We start from the raw sequence: 16095 nt of genomic DNA on the forward strand, positions 1-16095 counted from the left end.
AAACCCCCGGCCGAACGGCCGGGGGTTTTCACATGTCGGACAGTCCTACGCGTAACTGTACGGTTATCGGTTCGTTGTTCACGGCGCGTGGAGGCAACTGGAATCCGTGGCGTCGTAGCGTTCGTGAAAGAGCAGATGGCCGATACGGCGAGGTAGCACCCGCCGGTCGGTTCCTTGAGTGAGTGGCAACCGTGAGCGTCCTCCGCCCCTGAAGCCCGGGGAGAGGGCTGTCCATTTCCGCGTAGTTTTCACGAACGGAAGGCAGCTCATGCCGACGGAAGTCGCCTTGCTCGAATCACGCTCACTGCGCGTCGAACAGATGGGGCGTGTCGACGTCCTGGACAAGGTGAAAAGCCTTGTCATGCTCCCGGATGGGATTCACCTTCGCACAGCGGACGTGGCTCGTTACTTCGAAGTGTCCACAGAGGTGGTCAAAAAGGTGACCCACCGCCATCGGGTCGAGCTGGAGGAGAACGGGCTCAGGACACTTCGAGGCTCTGACCTGGAAGCCTTCCATAGGGACATGTTGTCCCTATGGGGCGGTGAAGGTGCCGGAAGTTATCCACAGGCGGCCACTCAGCTCCGTCTGTTCACCCGCCGGACCGTGCTCAACGTCGCCATGCTTCTTCGCGACAGCGACGTCGCACGGTGCGTGCGTACGTATCTGCTCGACGCCGAGCAGGACCTGCGCGCCGGGTACGCGTCGCTCGAACACCGCGTCACCCGGGTCGAGAGCCATCTGGCAGGCGTGGGTACCGCGCTCCAGGAGCTGGGCCCGGTCCTCAACCGGATGTCGCACCGGCTCGACAGCCTCGACCGCAGGCTGGAGGCGACCCACCAGGTCGTCGGCGCCATGAGCGTGCGGCTGAGCGGGGTGTCCGAGGACGTCGTCCGGCTCGACGACCGCATGGACGCACTCGCCCGCAATCTGAAGGAGCTGAACCGGCGCAACCAGCGTTGATCTGGACCCGACAGACGTAGAAAAGGGCTCAGGGACCGAGGCGGCGCCCCGGTCCCTGAGCCGCGCGAAGAAAGCGGGCGGTCTACGACTCCCGGAGCAGCCGCTCCAGCACCACCGCGATGCCGTCGTCCTCGTTCGACGCGGTCGTCTCCTGGGCGACGGCCTTCAGATCGTCGTGGGCGTTGGCCATGGCCACACCGTGCCTGGCCCAGGCGAACATCGGGATGTCGTTGGGCATGTCGCCGAAGGCGATCGTGTCCGCCGCCTTCACGCCCAGCCGGCGCGCCGCCAGCGAGAGGCCGGTGGCCTTGCTCAGCCCCAGCGGAAGGATCTCCACGACCCCCGGGCCCGCCATGACCACGTCCACCAGATTCCCGACCGCCGCCCGCGCGGCCTTGGCCAGTGCGTCGTCGTCGAGCTCCGGATGCTGTATGTACACCTTGTTCAGCGGAGCGGCCCACATCTCGGCCGGTTCCTGGACGAAGACGGCGGGGTGCGGCCCCTCCTGAACGCGGTAGCCCGGCCCGACCAGCACATCGCCGTCGAGCCCGTCACGGCTCGCGGCCAGCGCCAGCGGACCGACCTCGGCCTCGACCTTCGAGAGGGCGAGCCCGGCGAGCTGCCGGTCCAGGGTGAGCGAAGTCAGCAGCCTGCGCTCACCCGCGTGGTAGACCTGCGCGCCCTGGGCGCAGACGGCCAGGCCCTCGTAGCCGAGGTCGTCCAGGATGTGCCGGGTCCACGGGACGGCGCGCCCGGTGACGATGATGTGCGCCGCACCGGCCGCGGCGGCGGCGTCCAGGGCCTCGCGCGTCCGTGCGGATACGGTGTGGTCGTCGCGCAGCAGGGTGCCGTCGAGGTCGGTGGCGACGAGCTTGTAGGGAAAGGTCACTTGGCGACCGGCTCCAGGATCTCGCGGCCGCCCAGGTAGGGGCGGAGTACCTCGGGCACCCGCACCGAACCGTTGGCCAGCTGGTGGTTCTCCAGGATCGCCACGATGGTGCGCGGGACGGCGCAGAGGGTGCCGTTCAGCGTGGCCAGGGGCTGCGTGACCTTCTTGCCGTCGCGGTTGTCGCGCATCCGGACCGAGAGCCTGCGCGCCTGGAACTCACCGCAGTTGGACGCGGACGTGAGCTCGCGGTACTTGCCCTGGGTCGGGATCCACGCCTCGCAGTCGTACTTCCTGGTGGCCGATGCCCCCAGGTCGCCACTGGCGACGTCGATGACCTGGAAGGGCAGCTCAAGACCGGTGAGCCACTGCTTCTCCCAGTCCAGCAGGCGCAGGTGCTCGGCCTCCGCGTCCGCCGGGTCGACGTACGAGAACATCTCGACCTTGGTGAACTGGTGGACCCGGAAGATGCCGCGGGTGTCCTTGCCGTACGTCCCGGCCTCGCGGCGGTAGCAGGACGAGTAGCCGGCGTAGCGCAGCGGGAGCGTGTCCGCGTCGATGATCTCGTCCATGTGGTACGCGGCGAGCGGTACCTCGGAGGTGCCGACGAGGTACTGGTCGTCCTTGTCCAGGTGGTAGACGTCGTCCGCGGCCTGGCCGAGGAATCCGGTTCCCTCCATGGCGCGCGGGCGGACCAGCGTCGGGGTCAGCATCGGGGTGAAGCCGGCCTCGGTGGCCTGGGCGACCGCCGCGTTGACGAGCGCGAGCTCCAGCAGCGCGCCCACACCCGTCAGGTAGTAGAAGCGCGAGCCTGAGACCTTGGCGCCGCGCTCCATGTCGATCGCGCCCAGTGCCTCGCCGAGCTCCAGGTGGTCCTTGGGCTCGAATCCCTCGGCTCCGAAGTCGCGGATCGTCCCGTGCGTCTCCAGGACGACGAAGTCCTCCTCGCCGCCGACCGGCACATCCGGGTGGACGATGTTGCCGAGCCGGAGCAGCAGGTTCCTGGTCTCCGCGTCGGCCTCGTCCCGGGCCGCGTCGGCCGCCTTGACGTCGCCCTTGAGCTGCTCGGCGCGGGTCAGGAGTTCGGCGCGCTCCTCGGGAGAGGCCTTGGGGATGAGCTTTCCGAGCGACTTCTGCTCGGATCGGAGCTCGTCGAACGCCACCCCGGACGACCTGCGCCGTTCGTCGGCGGAGAGAAGGGCATCGACGAGTGCGACGTCCTCTCCCCGGCTGCGCTGGGAGGCGCGAACACGGTCGGGGTCCTCACGAATCAGGCGAAGGTCAATCACCGCTCCAGGCTACCGGTGTCGGCTTCGCCCACTTGAACCGATAGGGACAAGCGTGGAGTTTTGCCCGAATTGGCAGCATTTGGCATTCTGGGAGCGGTCGACGGGGCGGGAGGCCGGTTGTGCGCAAAGAAAGGGCCCTATTCCCCTAAAAGGGGCAGAAGGGGCAGGCCTCTGAAGGCATCGGCCGTGCGTGGCGGGGCAGTTGGTCGTCGCTTGTCCACAGGAGTGGGCGGCTCGGCGAAGTTATCCACAGGCTGTGGGGAAAGTCTGTGGACGTGGAGGAGATCATTCCGGCGGGCCGGTGAAAGCACATGGATTCAGAGTTCAAACCCACTTCGCGCGCTCGTTCGGGTGGGAATTGATAGCCCTAAAGGGTTGATCAACGGAATTGGGCTGACAGGAGGCGACTCGAAGCTCTGTGAACGGATCTGGGAGTGCTGCGTTGATTTGTCGACCATGTCGGATTGCGGTGTCGACTTGTCCCCAGGTTCCGGCTCAGACCTGTGGATAACTTTCCGATGAAGACAATCCGCTGATCTCACCGGTCGCGAAGGCACCAGGACGCCCGGCCGCCCGACCGCGCGCGGCCGGGCAACGCGATGCTGTCAGGCGCGCCCGTCCTGGTTGCGCGCCAGCCAGTCGGAGGCCTCGGTGAAGTCGGCGTCGGACGTGCCCGCGCGCAGGGGACGGACATCAGCCGGCGTCACACCGGCACGCGGGTAGGAGCCGAGGAACCGCACGTTGGGGCAGATGCGCCTGAGCCCCATCAGCGCCTCGCCGACCCGGCGGTCGGAGATGTGGCCCTCGGCGTCCACCGCGAAGCAGTAGTTGCCGATGCCCGCCCCGGTGGGCCGCGACTGGATCAGCATCAGGTTCACCCCGCGCACCGCGAACTCCTGGAGCAGTTCCAGCAGGGCGCCGGGGTGGTCGTCGCCCAGCCAGATGACCACGGAGGTCTTGTCCGCACCGGTCGGCGCCGCGGGCCGGGCAGGCCGTCCCACCAGCACGAAGCGGGTCTGCGCGTTCTCCGCGTCGTGGATCTCGGTCACCAGCGGTTCGAGCCCGTACGTCGCCGCCGCGAACTCCCCCGCGAACGCCGCGTCGTACCGGCCCTCCTGCACGAGCCGCGCGCCGTCCGCGTTGGACGCCGCCGACTCCCAGACGGCCTGCGGGAGATGGGCGGCCATCCAGTTGCGCACCTGGGGCTGCGCGGCCGGATGAGCGGTGACCGTCTTGATGTCGGACAGCTTGGTGCCGGGCCGGACGAGCAGCGCGAAGGTGATGGAGAGCAGCACCTCGCGGTAGATCATCAGCGGTTCGCCGCTGGTCAGCTGGTCGAGAGTGGTGGTGATGCCGCCCTCGACGGAGTTCTCGATCGGTACGAGCGCCGCGGCGGCCGTACCGCTGCGCACCGCGTCCAGAGCCGCCGGCACGGAGACCATCGGGACCAGTTCGCGGGTGGCGGCTTCCGGGAGCGTACGGAGGGCGACTTCGGTGAAGGTGCCCTCGGGGCCGAGGTAGGCGTAGCGCGTGGCGGACATACCGTCACCCTAATGCGCGGTGACGGCCCGGAAGCCCCGGACGGCAATGCACGGTGACGGCCCCGGAAGGCCGGGGCCCTGTCCGCCGCGGCTCAGGACTCCAGCAGCCGCTGGCCCACGTACTCCCCGGCCGACGCGCCACCCGGTACCGCGAACAGGCCGCTCGCCTCGTGGCGCAGGAAGGGCGAGAGCGCGTCCCCCCGGTCCAGCTTGCGTTGCACCGGGACGAATCCGCGCAGCGGGTCGGCCTGCCAGCAGATGAACAGCAGCCCGGCGTCCGGGGTGCCGTCCGGGGCGATTCCGTCGTGGTACGAGAACGGCCTGCGCAGCATCGCCGCACCGCTGTTGCGCTCGGGGGAGGAGATCCGGGCGTGCGCGTTGTCCGGGATCAGCAGCTTGCCGTCCGGGCCCGCCTTGTCGAGGTCCATCTCGGTGGTCTCGGTGCCGCCGCTGAGCGGTGCGCCGTCCGCCTTGCGCCGGCCGATGACCCGTTCCTGGCGCTCCACCGACAGCTTCTCCCAGTCGTCGAGCAGCATCCTGATCCGCCGGACCACCGCGTAGGAGCCGCCCGCGAGCCAGTCGTACGCCGCGTCCTGGCCGCCGGGGACGAAGACGCGCTTGTCGAAGTCGCCGTCCGTGGGCTTCGGGTTGCCGGTGCCGTCGATCTGGCCCATCAGATTGCGGGCCGTCATCGGCTTCGCGGTGGCGCCGGGGGTGCGGTTGAAGCCGTTCATCTGCCAGCGCACGGTGGCCGTCGAGGCGGCCTCGTTCTGGACGGCCCGCAGGGCGTGGAAGGCGACGAGTGAGTCGTCCGCGCCGATCTGGACCCACAGGTCACCGTTGGACCGGCCGGCGTCGAGGTGGTCGGAGGAGAACGGCGGGAGCGGGTCGAGCCCGGGCGGACGGCGCTTGGTGAGGCCCGTGCGTTCGAAGAAGGTGGCGCCGAAGCCGAAGGTGACGGTCAGCGAGGACGGGCCGGCGTCCAGCGCGACACCGGTGTCGTGTCCGGGGCCGTCCGCCGCGCCGTCGGCGGGTTCGCCGGCCATCAGCCGCTGAGCCACCGCGGACCAGCGGCGCATCAGGGCGGCGGCCTGCTTGCGCCCGGCGCCGGGGGCGAGGTCGAACGCGATCAGATGGCCGCAGGCCTGAAGCGGAGTGGTGATCCCCGGTTGATGTTTCCCGTGAAACATCACCTCGGTGGCGCCGACCGTGGACAGAGCGGTCGGCGCCTCCTCACGGGTCGCGGCATAGCCGGTGGCACCGCCGGCCGCGCCGAGCACCAGGCCGGTGGCCCCGGCCGCGCCGGCGGTGCCGAGCAGCCGCCGCCGGGTGAGGGCCCCGGCCGCGCTGTTCTCGCTGTCCTTGCTGTGTGTGCTGGTTCCGCTCACGGTCCTGCTCAGCCGATCTTCACGTTCTTGGTGACCGTCGTCTGGTCGATGTCCGAGGTCCGCACCGTCACCGCGACGTCCCAGTCGCCCGCGATCGGGATCTGGAGGCCGGTGGCGGTCCAGTGGCCCTCGGTCAACCTGACCGGGACGGCCGGGAGGGGGCCGATGTCCTTGGACTTGAGGGTGAAGGCGAGCTTCACCTCGGGTACGTCCATGGGCTTCTTGTCCGGGTCCTCGATCCACAGGTGGATCACGTTGGCGCCGGTGCGTCCCGGGTCGATGTCCATCCGTACCGTGCCCTTGCCGTTCTCGCCGCCCGTGTCGAAGGGCAGGGCGAGACTGACGGGGCCGCTCTGCACGGGCGCGGCCGCCGCCGACGAGCGCGCCGCCTCCTCCTCCGTACGGCCCGGCTCGGTCGACGTGAGGATCGTGGTCACCGCCAGCAGCGCCACCGCGACGCCGACCTCGGCCAGCACGGAGCGGCGCAGCCCCGACCGGCCGGGGTCGGCGTCGCGTATCCGCTTCTTCTCGGCGGTGGCCACGGCGGCCCGCTGCCGGGCGAGCTGGGCGGCGCGCTCGGGGGCCTCGGTGGCCTCCGCCTCGGCCTCGGGCTCTTCGTCGGCTTCGGGCGCCACCGAGGCCGAGGCACCGCTGCCCGCCGCGAGCCGCCCCGTCCACCGGCGCGTCATGGACGCGATCCCCACCAGGACGGCGACGAGCCCCACCTTGACCAGCAGCAGCTGCCCGTAACCCGTACCGGTCAGCGCCGACCACGTGCCGACCTGGCGCCATGACTGGTAGATCCCCGTCGCGACGAGGACGACCACGCTGACGAAGGCGATCGTGGAGAAGCGGCGTACGGCCTCCGAGGTCAGGTCGGGCGTGCGGTACAGCGCGGTCAGCAGTGCCGCAAGACCGCCCAGCCAGGCGGCGACGGCCAGCAGATGGAGCACGTCGACGGGCATGGCGATGCCGGGCTGGATGCCGGTCGACGCGTGCTCGGCCAGTGCCCAGGTGCCGGCGATTCCGGCGGCGATGACCGCGCCGCCGATGGCGAGGCCGAAGGTGAGGTCCTTCTTCTCGCGCGGGTCCTCGCGCTTGGCGTACGTACCGAACAGCACCGCGACGAACAGCGCGCTCGCGCCGAGCAGCAGGAGCCGGGAGACCAGCGCGGCGCCGGGTTTGGTGTCGAGCACCGCCTTGAGGCCGTCGAGGTCGGTGACGTCCCCGAGCTTTCCGGAACCGGTGTACGAGCTGCGCAGGAGGAGCATCGCGAGGGTCGCCGCGGTGAGGGTCATCCAGCCGCGTACGACCAGGCGCTGCAGCGGACGCGCCCCCGCACCGCGCTGCCAGCAGGCCAGGACGAAGGCGGCGCCGCCCGCGAGGACGATGAATCCGGCGTACGCGGCGTAGCGCGCGATGTCGTAGAGCGTGCCGACGACCCCGCCGCCGGCCTCGGTGCCGGGGAGGGCAACGCTGGTCTCGGAGGGCGCCCCGATCGAGAAGGTGAAGGCGCCGGAGACCGGGTGGCTGTCCGCGGAGACCGCCTGCCAGGCCACGGTGTACGTGCCGTCGGGCAGGCCGCCGCGCAGGGCGACGCCGTACTTCACGGTGGAGCCGCTGTGCAGGTCGCGCGGGGCGGTGTTGGTGTCGGCGCGCTTGCCCGACGGGGCCAGGACGCGGATGGAGTCCGCGCCGAGGGCGACCTGCTCGGAGAAGGTGAGGGTGACCTGCTGGGGTGCCGTGGCGACCACCGCCCCATCCTGCGGATCGCTCCCGGTGAGTGCGGCGTGGGCCGACGCGGGGGCCGCGACGGCCAGCAGCAGCCCGAACACCGCGCCGAGCAGCGCGGTGAGGAGTCCGGCCGCGGTGAGCGGCCGTCGCAGGGCTGACGGGGGCGGTCCGAAGGGCGGGGCGGTGGCGGTCATGGCGTGTCAGTCCCTCACTGCTTCTTCGGGTTGTGGGTGGTCTCCTTCACGGGAAGGTCGACCTCGATCGCGCCGGCCTTCTCGAAGTGCAGTTCCACGGACACCTTCTGGCCCTGCTTGGGCTGCCGCTTGAGCTTCATGAACATGATGTGGCTGCCACCGCGTTCGAGGTCCAGCTCGCCCCCCGCGGGTACGTCGAAGGACGTCACCTTGCGCATGACCTGGTCCTTCGTCTCGTGGATCGTGACGTCGTCCGAGAGCGGGCTGGTGACCGAGGTGAGGCGGTCGTTCCCGGTGCCGTGGTTCTGCACGACGAGGAAGCCGGCCGCCATGTCGTTGACGGGCTGCGGCATGAAGCCGCCGATGACCTTCAGTTCGGGCCTGTCCGACGAGGACGAGCACCCTGCCAGCGCCAGCCCCGTGGTCAGGGCCAGGGCGCCGGCGAGGGCCGTGCGGTGGTTCACGGATTCTCCCCCTTGACGATCTTGGGGAGGTCCTTGGTGTAGTCGTCGGGCGTGGTGTCCTCGCTGTACAGCACGTACCCCTTGTCGGTCTTCGGGGAGAACGCGATGACCTGCGAGCCGTGCATCGAGACGACCGTGCCGTCCTTCTCCTTCTTCGGCGCGGAGATGCCGATGCCGATCTGCCGGGCGCCCGCCTGGATGGCCGGGAAGTCGCCGGTGAGCCCGATGAAGGAGGGGTCCTGCGCCTTGAGCCAGCTGCCGAGGGAGGCGGGGGTGTCGCGCTCCGGGTCGGTGGTGACGAAGACGACCCGGAGCTTGTCCTGGTCGGCCTCGGGCAGGGACTTCTTGGCGACGGCGATGTTGCTCATGATGAGCGGGCAGACGTCGGGGCAGTTGGTGTAGCCGAAGTAGATGAGCGTCGGCTTGCCCTGGGTTTCCTTGCGGAGGTCGTACTTCTTGCCGTGGGTGTCGGTCAGGACGAGGGCCGGCTTGGTGAACGGCTGGTCGAGCACCGTCGCGGCCTGCGTCTTCGCTTCCACCGACACATCGGCGATGGGCTTCTTGCTGTCGTTGTCACTGCCGCCGCAGGCGGACAGGGCGAGCGCGGCCGCGACGACGAGCGCCGCGGCCGGCACGATCTTCTTAACCATGGAGCACTTTTCCTGGTGGGTCGGTGGAGGGGGTGGGGCCGGGAAGAGTCCCGGCCCCTTGGAGCCGGTCAGGTCGTACGACGGCGCCCGGCCAGGACACCGAAGGCCACGCCGGCGACACCGATGACGATGCCGACGATGCCGAGCACCCGGGCGGTGCCGTCCTGGGAGGAGGACGAAGCAGTCGTTTCGCTCTTCTTCTCGGACGAGGCCGAGGTCTTCGAGGAGTCGGAGCCGGATGCGGCGGTGGCGCCGTGCGCGTCACCGGCCGCGGCCGTCAGCTTCAGGACGGGGGCGGGGGTCTCCGGCTCCTCGGCGCCTTCCTTCGGCTCCTCGATCCAGCGGACGACCTCCTTGTTGGAGTACGTCTGGACGGCCTTGAACACCAGCTGGTCGGCGTCCTCGGGGAGCTGGCCGACGGAGAGCGGGAACTGCTGGAAGCGGCCGGGCTCGATCTTGCCGCCGGTCCAGGTGACCTTGGAGACGGCCTCGTTGATCGTCTTGCCGTGCATCTCCAGCGGCTTGGCCAGCTTGCTCGTCGTCACCTCGATGTCCCAGCCGGGCACCGGCTGCGGCATGACGGACGCCAGCGGGTGGTCGGTCGGGAAGCTGACCTCCAGCTTGGTCGTCGAGGCGTTGTCACGCTCGTTGGGGACCTTGAAGTTGATGACGGCGTAGCCGCCCTTGGCGGCCTCGCCCTGCGGCTGGACGCTGACGTGGGCGGAGGCCGTACCGGCGAGCAGCAGCACGGTGGAAGCGGCGACGCCGCCGGCGAGGGCGATGCGGGAAACGTTCATGACAGGGATCACTCCACAGAGGCACGAAGGGAAGGTGCTCCGGCGCGCGGATGCGCACCGGCATCGCGACACCACTCCCGTACGTGTGGGACGCGTGCCGGGCCCGTGGTTGTACGGAGAGGCCGGTACGCATCGCGTCGAGGGTGTCGCGTCAGGCTGCGAGAGCGAGTGCGGAGGGCGGGCCGCGCCTGGTCACCATGTGCTGCAGCGGGTCCCCGGTGGCCGGGCGCGGCGCGTCCACGGCGGTACGAGGGGTGCGCGGCCCGGTCGTCGGCCCGCCGGGCAGTCCGGCGCGCAGGGCGGCGACGAGACGGAAGGCGTCCCGCAGCGCCCGGAGCCTGGCCCCGGCCGCCACCTGCTGGGCACCGTGGGCCGACAGCCGGGCGAGGCGGAACAGGGCGACCTCGCCCCGCCGCAGCAGCCAGCCGGTGGCCAGGGCCGCCAGCAGGTGCCCGAGCAGCATGGGCAGGCTGGGCAGCGTGCTGGAGAAGCCGGACATGGCGCCGGACGGGGCGGCGGCCAGGTGCTGGTGCGCCTGGACGGTCACCGTCGCCGGGTCGATGCCCGCGGTGCCGACGATGTGCCGCGCGTCGGCGGCGTTCAGCTGATGGGGTCCGGCGCCGCAGACGAGGCTCGCCGCGAACCGGATCAGCGCGTCCTCGCCCCCCGTGGCCGCGGACGCGGTGGTGGTGTGCGAGCCCAATCCGAACAGGGTGTGCAGTGCGAGCTGTCCGCCGGCCAGGGCCGCGGCGATGGAGGGCAGGGAACGTTCGCGCCCCGCGAGGGGGACGGCGACGGCGAGGACACCCGCGAACGCGGCGAGCAGGCTCCACCAGGGGACCGTCGCGCAGGCCGCCAGCGCATGCCCGGCCGCGGACAACGCGACGCAGACCGCGGCGAACACCGCGGCCCTCAGTAGCCGTAGACCGGCTCCGGCGCGTCCCACAGACACAGACATGGCGGGCCCATCATCGCACCCGGCCCCCCGCCCCCGTACGGCAGGTCCGGAAGGTCGTCTTCTATGTGGATTGGGTGTGACCAGGGCTGTTGGGGCGGGTTCAGGAGGGGCGCGGGTGAGGCGGGACGGACCGGTGGGGCGGGGCTACACCGGTGTGGCGCATCCGGCTATCCGCCGATTGAGCGGTATCAGGGCGCACGTGTGCTTACGACCGCCCCGGTGCGGCAATACGTATCGGTATGTCTAGCCGCAGCCAGGAGGCCGGAGCATGAGCATCTGGTGGTCACTCCATTTGCGGCGCGATGCTGCGAGTGTCCCGCTCGCCCGTCGGTTCCTGCTCGGCACGATGGAATCCGCGGGCGTGGACCCGGACATCTCCTTCGACCTGTCTCTCGCGCTCAGCGAAGCCTGTGCGAACGCGGTCGAGCACGGCGGGGAGCACGACGGCACCCCGGGCGGCACCGGCGATGGCCGGGACGCCTGGGAGGAGCCGTCGGCCACGGCCAGTGGCCAGTACCGGGTCACCGCGTATCTGGACGGCGAGAAGTGCCGTATCGAAGTCGCCGATTCGGGGCCCGGTTTCCCCACCGCGGGTGGGTCGCACACGTCTAAGCGGAAGCCCGTGAGCGGGCTGCCGGACCCGCAGTACGCGTCGTATCCGCCCGTCACCGCCGAGGAGGGGCGGGGTCTGTGCCTGATCGAACAGCTCGCGGACCACGTCCACTTCGGCAACCGTCCGGGGTGCGCCGGCGCGGTGGTGAGCTTCGACAAGGTCCTGAAGCGGCGCGAGGGCGCCCTGCTCATGGTGTCCTGAGCGGGGCGCCCTCGCGTACGTACGGCGGGCGAGGGGTCAGCCCTTGAGGCGGGCCATCCACGCCTCGACCTCGTCGGCCTGCCGGGGCAGCTTGTCCGAGAGGTTCCGGTTGCCGTCCTCGGTGACCAGGATGTCGTCCTCGATCCGGACGCCGATGCCGCGGTACTCCTCCGGCACGGTCAGGTCGTCGGCCTGGAAGTAGAGACCGGGCTCGACGGTGAGGCAGACGCCCGGCTCCAGCGTTCCGTTCACGTACGTCTCGGTCCGCGCGGCGGCGCAGTCGTGGACGTCCATGCCGAGCATGTGGCCGGTGCCGTGCAGGGTCCAGCGGCGCTGGAGGCCCAGCTCCAGGACCTTCTCCACCGACAGGTCGCCGAGCAGGCCCCACTCGACGAGCTTCTCGGTGAGCACGCGCTGCGCGGCATCGTGGAAGTCGCGGAATTCGGCGCCGGGCCTGACCGCGGCGATACCCGCCTCCTGCGCCTCGTACACCGCGTCGTAGATCTTGCGCTGGAGCGGTGTGAACGTGCCGCTGATGGGAAGGGTGCGGGTCACGTCGGCGGTGTAGAGGTCGTTGGTCTCCACCCCGGCGTCGAGCAGCAGCAGTTCGCCCGAGCGGACGGCGCCGTCGTTGCGCACCCAGTGCAGGGTGGTCGCGTGCGGTCCTGCGGCGCAGATCGAGCCGTAGCCGATGTCGTTGCCCTCGACGCGGGCGCGCAGGAAGAACGTTCCCTCGATGTAGCGCTCGCTGGTGGCTTCGGCCTTGTCGAGGACCTTCACGACGTCCTCGAAGCCGCGCGCGGTGATGTCGCAGGCCTTCTCCAGCTCGGCGATCTCGAAGGCGTCCTTCACGAGGCGCGCCTCGGAGAGGTACACCCGCAGCTCCTCGTCGCGCTCGGCGGTGACCTTGTCGGTGAGCGCGGCCTCGATGCCGGCGTCGTGACCGCGGACGTTGCGGACGGGGCCGGTGGCCTCGCCGAGCGCGGCGGACAGCTCGCGCACGTCCTTGGCGGGGATGCCCAGCAGCTGTTCGGCCTCCGCGAGGGAGTGGCGGCGGCCGACCCACAGCTCGCCCTGGCCGTCGAGCCAGAACTCGCCGTTCTCCCGGTTCGAACGGGGCAGCAGGTAGATCGTCGCCTCGTGGCCGTCGGCCGTCGGCTCCAGGACGAGGACGCCGTCCTCCGTCTGGTCGCCGGTGAGGTACGCGTACTCGGTGGAGGCGCGGAACGCGTAGTCGGTGTCATTGGAACGGGTCTTCAGCCGTCCCGCGGGAATGACCAGCCGCTCGCCGGGGAAGCGCGCGGACAGCGCGGCGCGGCGGCCGGCGGTGTGAGAGGCCTGGGCGATCGGCTCAAGACCGTGCAGCTCGGTGTCGGCCCAGCCGGACTTCATGCTGGCGGCGAGCTCATCGGAAACGCCCGGGTACAGGCCGTTCTTCCGCTGCTTGACCGGCTCTGTCTCTTCGGTCTCCGGGGTCTCCGGGAACTCCTCAGACACGACTGTTCTCCTTGATACGACACTGGACCTCCTCCATCGTACGGGCGTACGGAAGGGGGCCCAGGGCCGGAAGACCTCTTACACGGGAAGGGGCCTGTGGGCGCGGCTCAGTCGAACCGGGCCGCGAGCACCACCACGTCCTCGGCGCCGTCCGCACGCCCGGCGCCCTGCGGCAGCACAGTGCGCACCACGTGGTCGGCCACCGCCGCGGCGTCCCGGCGCAGCGCCCTCGGGACGCTCGCCGCCGCCGCGTGGAGCCGGGCGTACGCGCGGTCCATCGAGTCGCCCGCCCGGTGCAGCAGCCCGTCGGTGTACAGCAGAACCGTCTCGCCGGGCGCGGGGGTGACCTCCACGCTGGGCGCCTCCCAGCAGGACAGCATGCCCAGCGGCGCGGACAGCGTGGTCTCCACGTACGAGGTGCGGCGCTCGCCGATGATCAGCGGCGGGGTGTGCCCGGCGCCGGCCAGCAGCATCTTGCGGCGGGCCGGTTCGCAGTACGCGAAGAGCGCGGTCGCCGACCGGGCCGGTTCGGTCAGCCGGAGGAGCAGTTCGAGGTCGGAGAGTACGGCGACCGGGTCCTCGCCCTCCATGACCGCGTACGCGCGCAGTCCGGCGCGCAGCCGTCCCATGGCGGCCAGCGCGGTGGGGCCCGAGCCGTCCACCGAGCCGACGGCGAGACCGAGCGCGCCCTCGGGGAGGGCCAGCGCGTCGTACCAGTCGTTGCCGCCCTGCGGGGCCACCTCATGGCGGACGGCGAGCTGGACGCCGGGGATCCGGGGCAGCCGGGTGGGCAGGAGTTCCTCGGTCACGGTGGCGACATCCGTCCTGGCCCGTTCCAGTTCCAGCAGGCGGGCCAGGTGCTCGGAGGCGTATCCGGCGTAGAGCCCGGCGAGATGGCGCTGGCGCTCCGTCGGTTCGGCGGGTTCGTCGTAGAGCCAGACGGCGGCGCCGAGCAGGCCGGTCGTGTCGGTGGTGAGGGGGAGCGCGTAGCTGGCGGCATAGCCGAGACGGGCGGCGACCTCGCGTCTGCGGGGGTCCAGGCTGCTGTCGCCGAGCAGGTCGGGGGTGGTCAGCGGGCCGTCCGGGTTGGGCAGGCCCTCCAGGACGCGGCCGTAGGAGGTGGCGCTGCGCGGCACGGTCTGGATCTGGCCCAGTTCGGCGTGGGCGAGGCCGAGCCCGATGGTGGAGACGGGGCCGCGGCGGTCGGACGGTTCGAAGGCGGCCAGTCCCCGGCGGGCGCCGACCAGGGCGGCCCCGGCGTCGAGGAACTCGTGCAGTGCGTCGTCGAGGGTGTTGGTTCTGGCCAGCCGCTCGGTGAGCTCGTGGAGGGTGGTGAGGTCGGAGACCCAGCCGGCCAGCCGGTCCTGGATGAAGACGCCGGGTGCTGCGGGGGCCTCGTCGATCGGCGCTGCAGTCTGCGCCGAAACCGGAACTGTCGGATCGATTCCAGCCACTTTTGGCAGGTGCGGAGCGCTCATGGTCGTCGGCTTTCCGAGCGGTGTGTTCCGTCGAATAGCATCGCAAACCCCCATGTCATTTTGCGCCGCTACCAGTGCATCCACATGTACACGTACAAGTGAGGCGATGTCCAGCATTGTCACCTCGGGAAACGCGGTGTCCGTGCCTTAATCAACTTGGCCAAAAACCGCACCCTGCGGTGACCATTGGAGGTCGACTGGGTCTGCCCGACGGGGGTACGCCTCCGGGTGGAGTCCCAGGGGGAGCGTCATTCCGGGCATGCTGGGTACGTAATTCTGTGGATGGCCAGGGGTGGCCCCGCCCGCCCCCGGAACCTGGCAGCAGGCCCGGACGTCCTCTCCTGTGACGGCCGCGCCCCACCCCTGAGTGGTGAGGCCGTACGGACGGCAGGCGCGCCGTGCGCCCCGCACTCGCCACGTTGTCGACTGCAAGCAGCTCGATCCGGCTCAGCACAGCTCACGCTCGGTACCGACGGACAGCCCGTACCGCAGGCTCGACGAGCACGTACACCCAGAAGATCCGCAGGCATGGTGTGACCGCGCACGATGCGAGGCGGACCCTCGGCGTTCAACGGAAAGGAACGAGCGTTCATGCGCGAGATCCTCGGAAGGCGACGCAGGCTCGGCCGCAGGGGCGGTTCCGCCCGGCTCGACGCGGCCCTGACCTGCGCCATGGAGTGGCAGTGGCCCGTGGTCCCCGGCGCGGGGCTGCGGGGAGCGGGCGGCCGCGGTGACCGCGACCGCTGCTGCGCGTGCCCCGATCCCGACTGCGCGGTACCAGGCGCGCACCCCTTCGACCCCGGACTGCTCGCCGCGACGACCGACGCCCGCATGGTGCGCTGGTGGTGGACGAACCGGCCCGCCGCGCCGGTGCTGCTGGCGACGGGTGGGCAGGCACCGTGCGCGCTGAGCCTGCCGGCGGCGGCCGGTGCACGCGCACTGGCCGCACTCGACCGGGCGGGGCTGCGGCTGGGGCCCGTGGTGGCGACGCCCACCCGGTGGGCGCTGCTGGTCGCTCCGTACACCCTCGAACGGCTCGGTGAGCTGCTGTACGCGCAGGACTGGGTGCCCAGCTCGCTGCGATTCCACGGGGAGGGCGGCTATGTCGTCCTGCCGCCCTCGGAGGTCGGTACGGGACAGGTGCGCTGGGAGCGTGCGCCGGGGCGCGCTACCGGCCCGCGCCGTGAGCGCGCCGCCGCGTCGCCCTGGCTGCCGGACGTGGGGGTTGTGCTGGACGCGCTGGTCGAGGCGAGCACGAGTGCCCCGGACGGCGGCAGCAGACTCGCCCATTGAGCGATTGGCGTCGGAGTCGGCCAGAACCTGATGCGCACTTGTTCTTTCGGGCGCCATTCAATACGGAGTTCTGTCGCTTCCTTGTCCGATCTCCGGCGAAACCCTCACGTTCTTCCCCCGCTCTCTTCCCTCCGCTTCACGATTTCCGCGT

The 16095-nt window shown here is 70.7% G+C and carries 14 protein-coding genes; 3 read left to right on the forward strand and 11 right to left on the reverse strand.

What is annotated here, in order from left to right; genetic code table 11:
- Positions 1-268: 268 nt before the first annotated feature.
- Positions 269-961 carry a hypothetical protein gene (locus OG242_RS16085; RefSeq protein ID WP_405898818.1) on the forward strand — a complete coding sequence of 231 codons (693 nt, stop codon included), beginning with the start codon at positions 269-271 and terminating at the stop codon, positions 959-961.
- Between the two features lie 82 nt (positions 962-1043).
- Here the strand turns inward: OG242_RS16085 and OG242_RS16090 are convergent, their stop codons facing one another.
- The 9 genes from OG242_RS16090 to OG242_RS16130 form a co-directional block, all read right to left on the reverse strand.
- Positions 1044-1850, reverse strand: coding sequence for an HAD family hydrolase (locus OG242_RS16090; RefSeq protein WP_405898819.1), 807 nt, complete (start codon positions 1848-1850; stop codon positions 1044-1046).
- A complete protein-coding gene (gene serS / locus OG242_RS16095; protein ID WP_405898820.1) occupies positions 1847-3136 on the reverse strand; it encodes a serine--tRNA ligase in 1290 nt (429 codons plus the stop codon). Before serS ends, OG242_RS16090 begins: the two co-directional genes overlap by 4 nt.
- Before the next feature lie 605 nt (positions 3137-3741).
- Complete coding sequence (pheA, locus tag OG242_RS16100; protein ID WP_405898821.1) at positions 3742-4677, reverse strand: prephenate dehydratase; 936 nt, start codon at positions 4675-4677, stop codon at positions 3742-3744.
- A gap of 92 nt (positions 4678-4769) precedes the next feature.
- Positions 4770-6065, reverse strand: a complete 1296-nt coding sequence (gene efeB / locus OG242_RS16105) for an iron uptake transporter deferrochelatase/peroxidase subunit (RefSeq protein ID WP_405898822.1) — start codon at positions 6063-6065, stop codon at positions 4770-4772.
- Positions 6066-6073: 8 nt separating this feature from the next.
- On the reverse strand, positions 6074-7993 hold the full coding sequence (locus OG242_RS16110; protein ID WP_405898823.1) for a copper resistance protein CopC: 1920 nt from the start codon (positions 7991-7993) through the stop codon (positions 6074-6076).
- A gap of 14 nt (positions 7994-8007) precedes the next feature.
- Positions 8008-8457 (reverse strand): copper chaperone PCu(A)C, encoded by a 450-nt coding sequence (locus tag OG242_RS16115; protein WP_405898824.1) that lies wholly within the window; start codon positions 8455-8457, stop codon positions 8008-8010.
- Positions 8454-9107 carry an SCO family protein gene (locus OG242_RS16120; RefSeq protein WP_405898825.1) on the reverse strand — a complete coding sequence of 218 codons (654 nt, stop codon included), beginning with the start codon at positions 9105-9107 and terminating at the stop codon, positions 8454-8456. The genes OG242_RS16115 and OG242_RS16120 overlap by 4 nt, the downstream gene beginning before the upstream one ends.
- Positions 9108-9175: 68 nt before the next feature.
- Positions 9176-9904, reverse strand: a complete 729-nt coding sequence (locus OG242_RS16125) for a YcnI family protein (protein ID WP_405898826.1) — start codon at positions 9902-9904, stop codon at positions 9176-9178.
- A gap of 151 nt (positions 9905-10055) precedes the next feature.
- On the reverse strand, positions 10056-10862 hold the full coding sequence (locus OG242_RS16130) for a hypothetical protein (protein ID WP_405898827.1): 807 nt from the start codon (positions 10860-10862) through the stop codon (positions 10056-10058).
- 268 nt (positions 10863-11130) lie between these two features.
- Here OG242_RS16130 and OG242_RS16135 point away from each other — a divergent pair, with 268 nt between their 5' ends.
- The gene (locus OG242_RS16135; protein WP_405898828.1) at positions 11131-11676 is read left to right on the forward strand and encodes an ATP-binding protein; all 546 of its coding nucleotides are present in this window, start codon (positions 11131-11133) and stop codon (positions 11674-11676) included.
- Between the two features lie 36 nt (positions 11677-11712).
- Here OG242_RS16135 and OG242_RS16140 read toward each other — a convergent pair whose 3' ends face one another.
- Both OG242_RS16140 and OG242_RS16145 read right to left on the reverse strand, forming a co-directional pair.
- The gene (locus tag OG242_RS16140) at positions 11713-13173 is read right to left on the reverse strand and encodes an aminopeptidase P family protein (RefSeq protein WP_405898829.1); all 1461 of its coding nucleotides are present in this window, start codon (positions 13171-13173) and stop codon (positions 11713-11715) included.
- A 107-nt stretch (positions 13174-13280) separates the two neighbouring features.
- Positions 13281-14768 carry a PP2C family protein-serine/threonine phosphatase gene (locus OG242_RS16145; protein ID WP_405898830.1) on the reverse strand — a complete coding sequence of 496 codons (1488 nt, stop codon included), beginning with the start codon at positions 14766-14768 and terminating at the stop codon, positions 13281-13283.
- 474 nt (positions 14769-15242) lie between these two features.
- Here OG242_RS16145 and OG242_RS16150 point away from each other — a divergent pair, with 474 nt between their 5' ends.
- Positions 15243-15944 (forward strand): bifunctional DNA primase/polymerase, encoded by a 702-nt coding sequence (locus OG242_RS16150; RefSeq protein WP_405898831.1) that lies wholly within the window; start codon positions 15243-15245, stop codon positions 15942-15944.
- Positions 15945-16095 lie beyond the last annotated feature (151 nt).

This window comes from Streptomyces sp. NBC_00727 (assembly GCF_045161745.1).
In the GTDB taxonomy this organism is placed as follows: Bacteria; Actinomycetota; Actinomycetes; order Streptomycetales; family Streptomycetaceae; genus Streptomyces.